Source organism: Micromonospora sp. AMSO31t, assembly GCF_008868175.1.
In the GTDB taxonomy this organism is placed as follows: Bacteria; Actinomycetota; Actinomycetes; order Mycobacteriales; family Micromonosporaceae; genus Micromonospora.
The window spans coordinates 1-14,164 of record NZ_WBKT01000152.1 but is presented as its reverse complement, the minus strand read 5'-3'; the positions used below and the strand labels follow the sequence as shown (position 1 = coordinate 14,164).

General features: G+C 75.4%; 14 protein-coding genes. 9 read left to right on the top strand and 5 right to left on the bottom strand.

All coding sequences use genetic code 11. The features are described 5' to 3' along the window. Positions 1–33 precede the first annotated feature (33 nt). Both F8274_RS25005 and F8274_RS25000 read left to right on the top strand, forming a co-directional pair. Positions 34–372 (top strand): hypothetical protein, encoded by a 339-nt coding sequence (locus F8274_RS25005; protein ID WP_370518274.1) that lies wholly within the window; start codon positions 34–36, stop codon positions 370–372. Between the two features lie 75 nt (positions 373–447). Next, entirely contained in the window at positions 448–1,098 is a 651-nt protein-coding gene (locus F8274_RS25000) for a hypothetical protein (protein ID WP_151464811.1), read from the top strand. 242 nt (positions 1,099–1,340) lie between these two features. On the opposite strand, the gene F8274_RS24995 is transcribed toward F8274_RS25000, so the two are convergent. The 5 genes from F8274_RS24995 to F8274_RS24970 all read right to left on the bottom strand — a co-directional run bounded on the left by F8274_RS24995 (position 1,341) and on the right by F8274_RS24970 (position 5,808). After that, positions 1,341–1,973 (bottom strand): HAD family hydrolase, encoded by a 633-nt coding sequence (locus tag F8274_RS24995; RefSeq protein WP_151464810.1) that lies wholly within the window; start codon positions 1,971–1,973, stop codon positions 1,341–1,343. Then, positions 1,970–2,362, bottom strand: coding sequence for an MmcQ/YjbR family DNA-binding protein (locus F8274_RS24990; RefSeq protein WP_151464809.1), 393 nt, complete (start codon positions 2,360–2,362; stop codon positions 1,970–1,972). The genes F8274_RS24995 and F8274_RS24990 overlap by 4 nt, the downstream gene beginning before the upstream one ends. Positions 2,363–2,407: 45 nt before the next feature. After that, positions 2,408–2,887 (bottom strand): nucleotidyltransferase domain-containing protein, encoded by a 480-nt coding sequence (locus F8274_RS24985; protein ID WP_151464808.1) that lies wholly within the window; start codon positions 2,885–2,887, stop codon positions 2,408–2,410. A 129-nt stretch (positions 2,888–3,016) separates the two neighbouring features. Continuing rightward, a complete protein-coding gene (locus F8274_RS24975; RefSeq protein ID WP_151464807.1) occupies positions 3,017–4,240 on the bottom strand; it encodes an MFS transporter in 1,224 nt (407 codons plus the stop codon). Beyond that, positions 4,237–5,808: a class I adenylate-forming enzyme family protein gene (locus F8274_RS24970; protein ID WP_151464806.1), complete on the bottom strand. Its 1,572-nt coding sequence runs from the start codon at positions 5,806–5,808 to the stop codon at positions 4,237–4,239. Before F8274_RS24970 ends, F8274_RS24975 begins: the two co-directional genes overlap by 4 nt. Positions 5,809–6,093: 285 nt before the next feature. On the opposite strand from F8274_RS24970, the gene F8274_RS24965 reads away from it, so the two are divergent. From F8274_RS24965 to araB, 7 genes are all read left to right on the top strand, one after another. After that, positions 6,094–7,404, top strand: a complete 1,311-nt coding sequence (locus tag F8274_RS24965; RefSeq protein ID WP_151464805.1) for an SGNH/GDSL hydrolase family protein — start codon at positions 6,094–6,096, stop codon at positions 7,402–7,404. A gap of 60 nt (positions 7,405–7,464) precedes the next feature. Further along, positions 7,465–8,688, top strand: a complete 1,224-nt coding sequence (locus F8274_RS24960) for a cytochrome P450 (protein ID WP_151464804.1) — start codon at positions 7,465–7,467, stop codon at positions 8,686–8,688. Beyond that, a complete protein-coding gene (locus F8274_RS24955) occupies positions 8,685–9,668 on the top strand; it encodes an alpha/beta hydrolase (protein ID WP_151464803.1) in 984 nt (327 codons plus the stop codon). The genes F8274_RS24960 and F8274_RS24955 overlap by 4 nt, the downstream gene beginning before the upstream one ends. Further along, positions 9,661–10,839: an alpha-hydroxy acid oxidase gene (locus F8274_RS24950; RefSeq protein ID WP_151464802.1), complete on the top strand. Its 1,179-nt coding sequence runs from the start codon at positions 9,661–9,663 to the stop codon at positions 10,837–10,839. Before F8274_RS24955 ends, F8274_RS24950 begins: the two co-directional genes overlap by 8 nt. A 1-nt stretch (position 10,840) precedes the next feature. After that, a complete protein-coding gene (locus F8274_RS24945) occupies positions 10,841–12,154 on the top strand; it encodes a PLP-dependent aminotransferase family protein (protein ID WP_151464801.1) in 1,314 nt (437 codons plus the stop codon). A 69-nt stretch (positions 12,155–12,223) separates the two neighbouring features. Further along, on the top strand, positions 12,224–12,475 hold the full coding sequence (locus F8274_RS24940) for a hypothetical protein (protein ID WP_151464800.1): 252 nt from the start codon (positions 12,224–12,226) through the stop codon (positions 12,473–12,475). 40 nt (positions 12,476–12,515) lie between these two features. Further along, a partial coding sequence (gene araB, locus F8274_RS24935; protein WP_151464799.1) for a ribulokinase occupies positions 12,516–14,164 on the top strand: 1,649 nt, incomplete at its 3' end.

Here is a 14,164-nt window from a genome sequence, read left to right as displayed (position 1 = left end):
GCCGTCGCCGCCGGCGTCCGCGACCGCGCCGGCCTGGTCATCGGGGTACGCCCCGACGACGGCACCGCCCCCGCCCCCGTCGAGCTGTCCGCCTCGGTGGTGACCAACATGGGCCAGGCCCGCAACGCCATCCTCGTGTGGAGCGCGGACGGGGTGATCGCCGTCGGCGGCTCCTGGGGGACGCTCAGCGAGGTGGCGCTGGCCCTGCGGCGGGGCGACATCCCGGTGGTGGTGCTCGGCGGCTGGCGCGTCGTCGACGCCCGCGGCGCTCCGGTCCCCGGGCCGGTCCACGCGACCACACCCGAGGACGCGGTGCGCCTGGCCGTCGGGGACCGGCCGGGGTCGGCCGGTCCCGGCCCGGTCGGGCGCTGACCCGCCCCCGAGAAGCATGCGGACCCGCACGAGCAGGAGGAGGTTCACGAGCACCAGCGGGAAGCCCGCGAACTCGTGGTCGAGCAGCCAGAAGACCTGCACCACCAGCAGTTGCAGGACCAGTGCGGCGGCCGCGAGCCGCAGCGCGCCCCGCCGCCGCCCGGCCCGCCAGCAGGCCAGCCCCAGGGCGGTGAGCAGCACCGCCGCGGCGGCCGCCACGGCGTGGACCAGGTGCACGACGGTCGGTTCCCGGGCCAGCAGCACGAGCGGCCGCCCCAGGGCGAAGACCACGAACAGCGCGGTCACCGTGAGGACGGCCGGCGCGGACGGCAGGGCCACACCGGCGGTGAGCCGTTCCAGCGGCAGCCCGGCGAACCTCCGCGCCGGCGCGGCCTCCTCGCCGCCCGGCGATGTGGTCACCCGGTCGTGCAGCCGGTTGACCCGATGCTCCTCGTCGGTGAGCGGGCGGCGGTGCACGCCGAGGCGGACCACCAGCCAGACGAGGACGACGGTGCCGTGGATGATGGCGGCGACCGGCTCGTAGAAGTAGTTGTTGTCCGCCGTGACGAACTTGCCGACCTCGTCGATGAAGAGCCCGAAGCCGACGCCGCCGACCACGGCGGCGAGGCGGGCGACCCGGGGACCGAGGAAGAGCAGGGACAGCAGCTGGCCGGTCAGCATGCCCAGCCCGCCCCACAGGACGTGTGCCACGTGCAGACCGCCTGAGCCGACCTGGGGATAGTTCGCCGCCGCCAGGACGGCGCGGGTCACCCCGATGCAGAGCACCGCGCTGAGAAGGAACAGTTCGACCCGTTCCGTGCCGGCGGCGGAACGGATCAGGACCGGTCGCCGGACCGGCGCGTGCCGAATACCCACCCCGCCATGGTCGGCGACGGTCCGGCCGGGAACATCGGGTGAACTCCCGGGCCGGTCCCCGAGCCGTGACCCCGACGGGTGCCGGCGCTCGGTCAGCCGAGCAGCGCCAGCAGGTCCCCGGGCCGGGCCGCGCTGAGGTCGGCCGCCTCCGTCGGGTCGTACTGGTGGCCCCAGGCCGCGGCGACCGCCACCGCGCCGCTGTCCCGGGCGGCGCGCAGGTCCAACGGCGAGTCACCCACGTACGCGGCGCGGCCCGGTGCGACGCCCAGCCGCCGGCAGGCCAGCTCGACGCCGTCGGGCGCCGGCTTGGGACGGGCCACCTGGTCGCCGCCGAGGACGACCCGGAAGCGGCCGAGCAGGCCGACCCGGTCGAGCAGGATCTGGGCCGCCCGGTGGCTCGCGCCGGTGAACAGGCCCACCGGCACCCGGTCGGCGACCTCGGCGAGCACCTCCGGCACCCCGGGGTAGACGGTGACCCGCTCGGCGAGCGCGGCCAGCTGGGCGTGGTATTCGGCCAGGTCGGCGTCGGTGGCCGGCCGTCCCAGCAGGTGGGTCAGCAGCTCGGCCGGCGAGCCGAGCGAGTAGCCCGCGATGACGTCGGCGTCGGTGTGCTCGGGCCCGCCGCCGGCCCGCACCGCCGCGCGGTAGGCCGCGGGCACCACCTCGTGCGACTCGATGAGCGTGCCGTCCATGTCGAAGACGATCCCGGCCACCGGCCCGCTCATGCGGTCTCCACCCGGTGGGCGGCGGCCAGCCGCTTCGGGGCGCGCGCGTGCCACGCCTCGGTGACCAGCTCGGTCAGCTCGCCGACCCCGATCCGGTCGAGCCGGACCAGCACCGCCGGGTAGCCGTCGAAGTGGGGCGTGGTGAAGTAGACGTCGGGGTCGTCGGCGAGCAGCGCCTCCTTGGCGCCAAGGTCGGGCACCCGGGCGCCCAGGATCGGGCCGTCGGGCGCCGCGTCACCCAGCGCGTCGAGGTCGGCGCGGCGCAGCGGGCGCTCCCAGACGAAGAGCTTGTCGCGCACCCGCCAGGCGGGCAGGTCGTCGTGCGAACCCCGCTCGGTGGTCTCCGGCAGGGCGAGCGCGATCCGCCGGACGTCGTCCCAGGTGGCCATGGGCCGACCCTACGCCGACGCACCGACACCGGCCCCCGTCCAGGGTCAGCCCGCGGATGTCAGCGGCCGGAGCAGGGCCAGGTCGTGGTGGTCCACGTCGCGCAGCGGGTAGCCGGTGCGGAAGCGCAGCTGCTGAGCCGCCGACAGGCAGGGCACCGCCCGCCCGCCGACGGCCCCGCTGGCGAACCCGTCGGCGGCGTAGCGGAACTCGGCCCCGTCCAACCCGGCCTGCACGCCGCTGCCGTCCGGGTGGAACACCACCGGGTGCAGGTCGACCCTGCGCCCGTCCGGAGCGGTCAGCTCGGCCCGGACCGGCAGCCAGTCCACGGTGATCGCGAAGCCGAGCCGCCCGAGCAGCGCCAGCAGGTCCGCCTGCTGTGCCGCGTCCACCGCGAGGTCGAGATCGCCGTGCGGGCGGGTCACACGCCCCACCAGGGCGTCCACCGCCCAGCCGCCCGCCACCCAGGCCCTCAGCCCGGCCGCGCGGAACTCTGCCAGCAACGCGGTCACCTGTTCCCCCTGCATGACGGGAGATTCTGACAGACCGGCGGCACGGTCCGGCCGCTCTTCCCGGCCGGCACCCGCCTCGACCTCGACCTGATCACCGAGCGGCGGTTCGGCAACGGCGTTGTGGAGCTTCGCTACCGCTGACCGCTAGGCCGGGGTGGAGGCCACCGGCTCCGCCGCCGGCCGGTCGGCCGGCGGGCGGGCCACCAGCAGCGGCGCCACCGTGAGCACCAGACAGGCCACCGCCATCACGAGCAGCGCCGGGGTCAGCCCGAGCACCGCCACCGACCAGCCGCCGAGCAGCGCCCCGACGGGCAGGCCGAGGAAGGCCACCGAGCCGGAGATGCCGAGCACGCGGGTCTGCAACGACTCCGGCACCCGCTCGTAGAGCGCCGCGCCGAGCAGCGGGTTCACGGCCGCGATGGCGATGCCGGACACGAAGGTCACGACGAGCACGACCACCAGGTCGTCGCTGAGCGCCAGGGCGAGCAGCCGGGGCGCGCCGCTGAGCGCCAGCCCCAGCGCGAAGGTGGCCCGCCGGGGCAGCCGGGTGCCGGCGACGGTGAAGAGCAGGTTGCCCAGCAGCGCGCCGGCCGAGAACACCCCCAGCAGCAGGCCGAACCCGGCCGGGTCGCCGAGCACCCGGTCCACCCACAGCGGGATCCACACGGCGACGCTGGCGTTGGCGAACATGTTCGACGCGGAGACCACGATCAGCATGGTCAGCAGCGTGCGGTCGGTGCGCAGGTAGGCGAAGCCGCCCCGCAGCGCCCGCAGGTAGCTCTCCCGGGGCGCCGGTTGGGCCGGCGCGGGCGGCCGGACCAGCAGGCCGATGATCAGCGCGCACGCCGCGAACGTGGCCGCGTCGATCCAGATCGCCCGGGTGATCCCCACCCAGTCGATGAGCAGCCCGCCGAGCACCGCCCCGAAGAGCGTCATGCCGCGGGCCAGCCCGTCGTAGGCGGAGGTGAGCCGGATGAGCGGCACCCCGGCCCGCTCGGCGGCCGGCTTGAACAGCACGTGCTTGACCCGGTCGCCGATGCCGCGCAGCCCGCCGGCCACCGCGACGAGCACCAGCAGCGTGCCGAACCCCAGCCAGGGCGCCAGCGCCACGACCGCCATGGCGGCCGCGCTGGCCGCGTCGACGGCGACCGAGGTACGGCGTACGCCGAAGCGGTCCGCCCACGGCGTGGCCAGGGCGCTGGACAGCATGTACGGCAGGGTCTCCGCCGCCGCGACCAGGCCCATCCGGGTCGGGCTGCCGGTGGTCTCCAGCACCAGCCAGGGGATCGCCACCACCGAGATCCGGGTGCCCAGGTTGGACAGCAGGTCGGCGCCGACGAGCGTGTAGAGCTCCCGGCGCGGGGTCACGCCGGGCTGCCGACGGCCGAGCCCAGCGACTCGGCGTCGGCCGGGTGAACGGCGGCGTACCGGGCGCGCAGGGCACGCTTGTCGACCTTCGCGGAACGGTTCAGCGGCAGCGCGTCGAGGAACTCCACGGCGCCGGGCGCCCACGTCTCGCTCAGCTCACGCGTGACCAGCGCGATCAGCTCCGCCCCGGTCACCGTGGCCCCCGGCGCCGGCACCACGTACGCGTGCGGCAGCTCCCCGGCGACCGGGTCGGGCACGCCGATCACCGCGGCGGCGCGCACCTCGGGGTGGGCGGCGAGCACGTCCTCGATCGGGCGGGAGTAGATCGGCCAGCTGCGCTGCCGGGTGAGGATCCGGTCCTGGAGGCGGTCGACGAGGTAGAGGTAGCCGTCGGCGTCCAGGTGGCCGATGTCGCGGGTGCGGACCCAGCCGTCGACGAGCGTCTCGGCGGTCAGCTCCGGCTGCCCGTGGTAGCCGGCGAAGCTCAGGGTGGTGCGCACCCACACCTCGCCGTCCGCGCCGGCCGGCAGCACCCGGCCGTCGGCGTCGCGGATCTCCACGGCCACGTCCCCGTACGGGCGGCCGCACGAGCGCAGCCGCTCCGGGTGCTCCGGGTCCTCGGTGAGACCGGGCAGGGCGCAGATCACCACGGCCTCGCTGAGCCCGTACACGATGCGCAGGCACGGGCCGAAGCGGGCGATCGCCTGGCGCAGCCGGGCGGGCGCGGCGGGCCCGGCGCCCACGTTGAACATGAACATGGCGGAGAAGTCGGCGCCGTCGAGGGCCGGGTGGTCGAGTACCTCGTAGAGCATCGGCGGGGTCACGAACGTGGAGGTCAGCTTCTCGGCGTCCACGGTCCGGATGAACGCGGCCGGGTCCCACTGCTCGCGCAGGAACAGCACCCCGCCGGTGAACAGGTTGAACAGGGTGGTGATCTGGCCGCTGGCCAGCCACATGGGCGAGTGCGACAGGTGCCGCAGCAGCGGGAAGCCGGCGGCCCGGAAGTCGGCCGCCAGGGCGAGGATCTGCCGGTAGAAGCTCTCCCGGTGGTGCACCAGCTTCGGGGTGCCGGTGGTGCCGCTGGTCTGCAGGAACGACTCCGGCGCGGGCGGCGCGGCGGGCAGGTCGGCCGGCTCGCCGCCGGTGGCGGTGAGGTCCGGTCCGGCGCCGCCGGGCCCGAGGCAGAGCACCGGTACGCCGGCCAGCCCGCCCGCGATCCGCCCGCCGAGCGGGTCGCGCGGGTCGTGCACGAACGCGTCGGGGCGGGCCAGGGCGACGAACTCGTCGACCTCCCGTGGGGAGGTGACCGGGGCGACCCACATGCTCCGGCAGCCGAGCAGGTGCAGCGCGAGCTGGAGCAGCGGCCCGTCCACGGTGTTGCCGAGCATCACGAGCACCGCGTCCCCGGGGCGCACGCCGTGGCGCAGCAGCGCGCCGGCCAGGCCGCGCACCTCGGCGGCGACCTCGGGGTAGGTGAGCCGGCGGCCCCCGCCGACGAGCGCCTCCCGGTCGCCGAACCCGGCGAGCAGGTCCAGCGCCTCGTGCACGTAGTTCGGCCGGTCGGTCATCGGGCAGCCCCCATCGTGGTCCGGGAACGGCGTCCGGGCAGGTCGGAGCCGGGACGCGACGGCCGGTGCCAGGGTTGGCGACCGCACCGCCGCCACTGCCGAGCCTAGGCATCCGGCGTCCCCAGAGGACAGCGCCCGAACGGCGTTCGGTGGCACCCCGAAGACATTTGATCATGTCGATCAGGTTGATTGACGCTCGTCACCGTCGACGGTTAGTTTCCGGTCCATCGCCCGGCGGCGGCGCCGATCGCGCCGCAGCCCGGGGCTGCCAACGATGGAGGATCAATGCCGACCCCGAAGAGATGGCACGTCATAGCTTCCGCCGCAACGATGCTGATCGCCGGCACCCCCGCGGTCACCGCGAGCGCCGGCCCCGCCGACACCGACAGCGCCCGGCACGGGCGCGCGGAGTGGGCCGGGACCTGGGCCGCCGCGGTGACCCGCGGGAACACCGTCGGCCTGACCAACACCGGCCTGAACAACCAGAGCATCCGGATGCCGGTGCAGACCACGGTCGGCGGCGACCGCCTCCGGGTCCGGCTGACCAACCTCTACGGCGAGCAGGCCGTCAAGGTCGGCCACGCCACCGTCGCCCGGCCCAACACCGCCACGCCCGACGACCTGTCCGACATCGACCCGGCCAGCGTCCGCGAGCTGACCTTCCAGGGCGCCTCCTCGGCCACCATGAACAAGGGCGCGGAGCTGCTCAGCGACCCGCTGCCGTACCGGGTGGCGGAGCAGGAGGACCTGGTGGTCACCCTGTACTTCCCGGTGCTCACCGGGCCGGTCACCTTCCACGGGCAGTCCCGGGTCACCAACTTCATCGGCGCCACCGACCTCACCACCGCGGCCGGCGGCGCCGGCTTCACCACCCGGCCCAACTGCTGCTGGATGTTCCTCTCCGGCATCGACGTGGAACGCCGGCTCAGCCCCGGCTCGGTGGTCGTCCTCGGCGACTCGATCGGCGACGGCAACGGCAGCACGGTCAACGCCGACCGGCGCTGGCCGGACCTGCTGGCGAAGCGGCTCATCGACGCCCGTCCCGAGGTGCGCACCCCGGGCGTGCTCAACCTGAGCCTCTCCGGCAACCGGCTCAACCACGAGGGCACCGAGCCGGGCGCGGGCGACTTCCCCGGCTACTACGAGCTGGGCCCGAACGCCCTGGCCCGGCTCAACGAGGACGTCTTCCCGCAGACCGGGGTGCGGACCGTCGTCACCCACCTGGGCATCAACGACATCTGGATGAACGGTGACAGCGCCGAGGCCATCATCGCCTCGCTGCGCCAGCTCAACCGGCAGGTGCAGGAGCGCGGCCTGACCAGCCTGGCCGGCACGATCACCCCGTACGAGGGCAACGGCGGCCCGGGCGTGTGGACCGCGGAGAAGGAGGCCACCCGGCAGGCGGTCAACACCTGGCTGCGGGGCACCGGCGAGGCGGAGTTCGACGGCGTCGTCGACTTCGACGCCGTGCTGCGCGACCCGACGCACCGGAGCCGGCTGCTGCCGGCGTACGACGCCGGGGACCACATCCACCCGAACGACGCCGGCGCGCAGGCGATGGCCGACGCCGTGCCCTTGCGACTGCTCGGTCTGTGACACCGGTGGGGGCGGCGTCGGCACCACGCCGCCCCCACCGTCTTTCCTGGGGAGGAAACTGTGGACGTCGACGAGATCCTGACCGGCCTGTACAGCGAGCAGGGCCGCCAGAACCCGTACCCGTGGTACGCCGCACTGCACGGGCACGGGCCCATCAACGCGGTCCCGAAGCGGGCCGAGCACAGCACGATCACGGCCGTTGCCGGCGGCTACGACCTGGTCGACCGGGTGCTGCGCGACCCGGGCTGGTACAAGGGCGCCCCGCCCGGCTGGCAGGACCAGGAGATCCTGCGCACCTTCCTCACCTCGATGATGTTCGTCAACCCGCCGGACCACACCCGGATGCGGGCCGTCTTCGCGAAGACCTTCACCCCGCGCCGGCTGGGCGCGCTGGAACCGGTGATCGTCCGGATCGTCGAGGACCGCCTGGACCGGATGGCCGAGGCCGGCGCGGACGGCACCGAGGTGGACTTCGTGGCCGACTTCGCGTACCCGGTCCCGGCGCTCGTGATGGCCGAGTTCATCGGCCTGCCGGAGGCCGACCTGGCGTGGTACCGGCAGCGGGTCGACTGGATCGACGAGTACATGGACGTGGCCGGCAAGACGCCGGAGCGGCTGGCCCGCGCCAACCAGGCCGCCGACGAGCTGCGCGGCTACTACCGGGAGCTGATCGCGCACCGGCGGAAGCAGCCGGGTGAGGATTTGATCAGCGGGCTGGTCGAGGTGCTCGACGCGGGCGGCGTCGACCTCACCGAGGAGGAGCTGATCAGCAACCTCATCGTGCTGTTCAACGCCAGCTTCGTCACCACCGTCTACATGTTCAGCAACGGCCTGCCGCTGCTGCTGGCCCACCCGGACGTGGTCGCCGCGCTGCCCGGCGACGACGCGCTGGCCCGGGGCTGCGTGGACGAGGTCCTCCGGATGGAGAGCCCCGTGCACTTCCTGGCCCGCGCCGCGCCCCACGACACCGAGGTGGGTGGCGTGCCGGTCGGGCGGGACGAGAACGTGCTGCTGCTGATCGCCGCGGCCAACCGCGACCCGGCCCGCTTCCCGGACCCGGACCGCTTCGACCCGCACCGCGCGGGCCCGCCGTCGCTGGCCTTCGGCGTCGGGCTGCACTTCTGCCTCGGCTCGGCGGTGTCCAGACTGGAGGGCCGGCTCGCCCTGCCCCGGCTCTTCGCCCGCTTCCCCGGGCTGGCCGTCACCCAGCCCTACACCTACAGCGGCAGCCTGTTCCTGCGCGGCATCGACAAGCTCTTCGTCACCACGGGGGAGGCCCGATGACCCTCGACCCGCAGGTGGTCGCGTGGCGGGCCGCGCGCGCGGCCGCCGGCACCGCGCCCCTCTACACCCAGACCCTGGCGCAGGCCCGCGCCGCCGACCTCGCCGCGATCCGCGCCGGCGCCGGCGCGGTCGAGCCGGTGCACGAGGTACGCGACACGCAGGTACCCGGCCCGGACGGGCCGCTGCCGGTGCGCGTCCACCGGCCGGCCGGCGACGGCCCGCTGCCCACGCTCGTCTACTTCTTCGGCGGCGGCTGGACGCTGGGCAGCGTGGACACGGCCGACGGGATCTGCCGCCGGCTGGTCAACCTCGCCGGCTGCCAGACGGTGACCGTCGGCTACCGGCTGGCCCCCGAGCACCGCTTCCCGGCCGCCGTGGACGACTGCCACGCCGTGGTGCGCCGGCTGGCCGCCCACGCCGAGGAGTTCCGCGTCGACCCCGACCGGCTGGCCGTCGGCGGGGACAGCGCCGGCGGCAACCTGGCCGCCGCGGTCACCCTGCTGGCCCGCGCCGACGGCGGCCCGCGGCTCGCCGCCCAGGTGCTGGTCTACCCGAACACCGACCAGCGGCCCGGCCGGGCGCCCGCCGGCGAGCAGGACCCGCTGCTGTTCAACCGGCACTCCGTCGAGTGGTACCGCGGGCACTACCTGGCCGACCCCGGCGATGCCGCCCACCCGCTCGCCTCGCCGCTGCTCGCCGAGGACCTCGCCGGCCTGCCACCGGCGTTGGTCATCACGGCCGAGCACGACCCGCTGCGCGACGAGGGGGAGCGGTACGCCGAGCGGCTCGCCGAGGCCGGCGTGCCCACCGAGGCCACCCGGTACGCCGGCATGGTCCACGGCTTCTTCGCCATGCCCGGGGTGTTCGACGCCGGACGGCAGGCCCAGGAACAGGCGGCGGCCTTCCTGCGGGCACGGTTCGGCCTCACCCCGGCCGGATCGGCCGCCGGCACGGCGGCGGTCGGACCGGACCATGGCTGACCTCCGGACGAGCAACCCGGCGCCGGCGACGCCTCACCCGCTCGACCCGGCGGCGGGGCGAGGACCGGCTGAGTCCGGCGGACCCGCGTTCGTGCCGCCGGCCAGCCTGGCGGACTTCGCCGAGCTGGCCCGGGCCGCGCTCCCCGCCGACGTGTGGGACTTCGTGGCCGGCGGCAGCGGCACCGAGACCACCCTCGCCGCGAACCGGGTCGCCCTGGATCGCGTGGCCGTGCTGCCCCGGATGCTGGCCGGGGTGGACATCCCGGCCACCGAGGCGCCGCTGCCCGGCGGCCGGTTCGCGCTGCCGGTGGCGGTCGCGCCGATGGCGTACCAGAAACTGCTGCACCCCGACGGCGAGGTGGGCCTCGCGGCGGCGGCCCGCGCGGCCGGCGTGCCCTACGTCGCGAGCACCCTGGCCAGCACGCCGATCGAGGAGGTCGCCGAGGTCGGTGGCACCGTCTGGTTCCAGCTCTACTGGCTGCGCGACCGCGCCATGGTCGCCGACCTGCTGGACCGGGCGCTGACCGCCGGATGCGCGGGGCTGATGGTCACCGTCGACGTGCCCGTGCTCGGCCGGCGGCTGCGCGACGTGCGCAACGGCTTCGCCCTGCCGCCGCACGTCACGGCGGCGAACCTGCCCGGCGGCCGGGACGACCTGGCCCACCAGGGCACGCCCGGGGTGTCCGCCGTGGCCGTGCACACCGGCGCGGTCTTCGTACCCGCACTGAGCTGGGCCGACCTGGCGTGGCTGCGGGAGCGTACCCCGGTGCCGTTGCTCGTGAAGGGCATCCTGGACCCGCGCGACGCGGCCCGCGCCGCGGAGCTCGGCGTGGACGCGGTGGTGGTCTCCAACCACGGCGGCCGGCAGCTCGACGGCGCCCCGGGCAGCGCGGCCGTGCTGCCCGAGGTGGTCGCCGCGGTGGGGGACCGGTGCGCCGTGCTGCTGGACAGCGGCGTGCGCGGCGGCACGGACGTGCTGCGCGCCCTCGCCCTCGGCGCGGCCGGCGTGCTGGTCGGCCGGCCGATGCTCTGGGCCCTCGCGGCCGGCGGGCGGGCCGGCGCGGAGGCGGCCCTGGCGCTGCTCGCCGCCGAGCTGCGCGACGCGTTCATCCTGAGCGGCTGCGCCGACCCGGCCGCCGCCCGCGAGCTGCGCACCCTGATCGGAGGCTGACGTGGAGCCGGTGGACCTGGCCGTCTCGGCCCTGCACCCGAGCGTGGACGACCCCGCGTTGAACTCGATGAACTTCCTCAACGAGGTCGCGCAGCACTACCCGGACGCGGTGTCGCTCGCCGCCGGCCGACCCTACGAGGAGTTCTTCGACTCCGCGGTGCTGCACGAGCACCTGGACGCCTTCCGCCGGCACCTCGCCGACGACCTGGGCCTGAGCCGCGCGCAGGTCGACCGGGCGCTGCTCCAGTACGGCCGGACCAAGGGCATCGTGCACCACCTCATCGCCCGCAACCTGGCCGTCGACGAGCGGCTCACCGTCGACCCGGAGGCGATCGTGGTGACCGTCGGCTGCCAGGAGGCGATGTTCCTGGTGCTGCGCGCGCTGCGGGCCGGGCCGCGGGACGTGCTGCTCGCGGTCGCGCCCACGTACGTCGGGCTGACCGGCGCGGCCCGCCTCGTCGACCTGCCGGTGCGCCCGGTCGGCGGCGGCCCCGACGGCATCGACCTGGCGGACCTGCGCGCCCAGGTGCACCGCGCCCGCGCCGAGGGGCTGCGCCCGCGCGCCTGCTACGTGATGCCCGACTTCGCCAACCCGTCCGGCGTGCGCATGGACCTGGCCCAGCGGCGGCGGCTGCTCGACCTGGCCGCCGAGGAGGACCTGCTGCTCATCGAGGACAACCCGTACGGCCTGTTCCCGGCCGCCGGCGCGGAACGGCTGCCCACCCTCAAGGCGCTGGACACCCGCCGCCGGGTGGTCTACCTCGGCTCGTTCGCCAAGACCGTGCTGCCCGGCGCCCGGGTCGGCTACGTCGTCGCCGACCAGCGGGTGGCCGGCTCCGACGGCACGGTCGGCCCGCTCGCCGACCAGCTCGCCAAGATCAAGAGCATGGTCACCGTGAACACCTCGCCGGTCAGCCAGGCGGTGATCGGCGGCGCGCTGCTGGCCCACGACTGCTCGCTGGTGGCGGCCACCGCCCGGGAACGGGCCGCGTACGCCCGCAACCTCCGGCACCTGGCCGACGGGCTGGCCCGGCGCTTCCCGGCCGGCGGGCCGGTGCGCTGGAACGTCCCGGCCGGCGGGTTCTTCGTGGTGGTCACCGTGCCGTTCGGCGTGGACGACGCGCTGCTGCACCGCTCGGCCCGCGAGTACGGCGTGCTCTGGACGCCCATGGCGCACTTCTACGACGCGGGCGCCCCGGTCAACGCGCTGCGGCTGTCCGTCAGCGCGGTCACTCCCGAGGAGATCGACGTGGGCCTGGACCGGCTGGCCGCGCTGATCACCGACGAGCTGGCCGCGGTGGGCGCCCCGGCCTGACACCGCACTGTCGTCGTTCCGCCACCACCCGTGTTCCCGGCCGGAACGGCCACCGTTGATAATGGACGAATGGTTGCCTGGGAGTACGCGTTGCTGGTCCGCCGCTATCACGGGCAGGGCCGCAATTTCCACGTCACGTTCGTCTGGTACGGCCCGGACGGGTCCCGCAACGACGTGACAGCGTACGGCGACACCGCGATCGCGCACCTCAACCGGGTCGGCCGGGAAGGCTGGGAGCTGGTCTCCGCCGCCGAGGACGTGAACAACGTGCAGGGCAGCACCGAGGTGCACCGCTACCACCTCAAGCGCCCGCTGCGCTGACCGGCTAGCGTGATCCTCCCAGTTCGGGGAGGAGCAGCGGGTGGGCCGGTACGTCGCCGGGGTGGACTTCGGCACGCTCTCCGGGCGCGCCGTGGTGGTCGACGTGGCCGACGGCGCCGAGCGGGGCAGCGCCGTGCACGCGTACCGGCACGGGGTGATCACCGAGCGGCTGCCCGGCGGGCCGGCGCTGCCGCCCGGCTGGGCGCTGCAGGACCCGGCCGACCACGTCGAGGTGCTGCGCACCGCCGTGCCCGCCGCCGTCCGCGCCGCCGGGATCGACCCGGCCGAGGTGATCGGCGTCGGCCTCGACGCCACCTCCTGCACGGTGCTGCCCACCCGCGCCGACGGCACCCCGCTGGCCGAGCTGCCCGAGTTCCGGGACCGGCCGCACGCCTGGCCGAAGCTCTGGAAGCACCACTCGGCGCAGCGGCAGGCCGAGCGGATCAACGCCCTGGCCGCCGCCCGCGGCGAGCCCTGGCTGGCCCGCTACGGCGGCCGGGTCTCCGCCGAGTGGCAGCTCGCCAAGGCACTGGAGCTGCTGGAGGAGGACGCGGACGTCTTCCGCCACGCCGAGCGCTGGGTCGAGACCGCCGACTGGCTGGTCCGGCGGCTCTGCGGCCGCCCGACCCGCAACGCCTCGGCCGCCGGCTTCAAGGGGCTGCGCCAGGACGGCCGGTACCCGGCCCCCGACTTCCTCGCCGCGCTGCACCCGGACCTGCCCGACCTGCTCGCGAAGACCGCCGACGGGCCGCTGCTGCCCCCGGCCACCCGCGCCGGCGCGCTCACCGCCGAGGCGGCCGGCTGGACCGGCCTGCCCGCCGGCGTCGCGGTGGCCGCCGGGGCCATCGACGCCCACGTCACCGCGGCGGCCGCCCGGTCCGTCGCGCCCGGGCGGATGCTCGCCGTCCTCGGCACCTCCACCTGCCTGATCATGAACGCGGAGACCTGCCACGAGGTGCCCGGCGTCTGCGGCGTCGTGGAGGGCGGCATCACCGCCGGCCGGTGGGGCTACGAGGCCGGCCAGAGCGGGGTCGGCGACATCTTCGCCTGGTACGTCGAGCGTGCCCTGCCCGGCGGCTACGCCGAGGAGGCCGCCCGGCGCGGCGTGTCCGTGCACGAGCTGCTGGACGCGCTCGCCGCCGACCAGCCCGTCGGCGGCCACGGGCTGCTCGCCCTCGACTGGCACAGCGGCAACCGGTCGGTGCTCATGGACCACGAGCTGAGCGGGGTGCTGGTCGGGCTCACCCTGGCCACCCGGCCGGAGGACATCTGGCGGGCCCTGCTGGAGGCCACCGCGTTCGGCGCCCGCACCGTGGTCGAGGCGTTCGAAGCCGCCGGCGTACCCGTCGACGAGCTGACCGCCGCCGGCGGGCTCACCGCCAACCGGCTGCTCCTGCGCATCTACGCCGACGTGCTGCGCCGCCCCCTGCACATCGTGGACGCCGCGCACCCGGCAGCGCTGGGCGCGGCGATCCACGCGGCGGTGGCCGCCGGGGCGTACCCGGACGTGGAGAGCGCGTCGGCGGCCATGGGCGCGGCGCGCCGCGAGACCTGGCACCCGGACGCGGCCCGCGCCGACGCCTACGACGAGCTGTACGCCGACTACCGCGCCCTGCACGACCACTTCGGCCGCGGCGGCACCGACGTCCTCCACCGCCTGAAAACCCTGCGCCACCGCACCCACTCAAC

Bases quoted from the DNA above. Each gene is read 5' to 3' on its own strand.
- F8274_RS24995 (WP_151464810.1), bottom strand. From the start codon at position 1,973: ATGAGCGGGCCGGTGGCCGGGATCGTCTTCGACATGGACGGCACGCTC.
- F8274_RS24990 (WP_151464809.1), bottom strand. From the start codon at position 2,362: ATGGCCACCTGGGACGACGTCCGGCGGATCGCGCTCGCCCTGCCGGAG.
- F8274_RS24985 (WP_151464808.1), bottom strand. From the start codon at position 2,887: ATGCAGGGGGAACAGGTGACCGCGTTGCTGGCAGAGTTCCGCGCGGCC.
- F8274_RS24970 (WP_151464806.1), bottom strand. From the start codon at position 5,808: ATGACCGACCGGCCGAACTACGTGCACGAGGCGCTGGACCTGCTCGCC.
- F8274_RS24965 (WP_151464805.1), top strand. From the start codon at position 6,094: ATGCCGACCCCGAAGAGATGGCACGTCATAGCTTCCGCCGCAACGATG.
- F8274_RS24955 (WP_151464803.1), top strand. From the start codon at position 8,685: ATGACCCTCGACCCGCAGGTGGTCGCGTGGCGGGCCGCGCGCGCGGCC.
- F8274_RS24950 (WP_151464802.1), top strand. From the start codon at position 9,661: ATGGCTGACCTCCGGACGAGCAACCCGGCGCCGGCGACGCCTCACCCG.
- F8274_RS24940 (WP_151464800.1), top strand. From the start codon at position 12,224: ATGGTTGCCTGGGAGTACGCGTTGCTGGTCCGCCGCTATCACGGGCAG.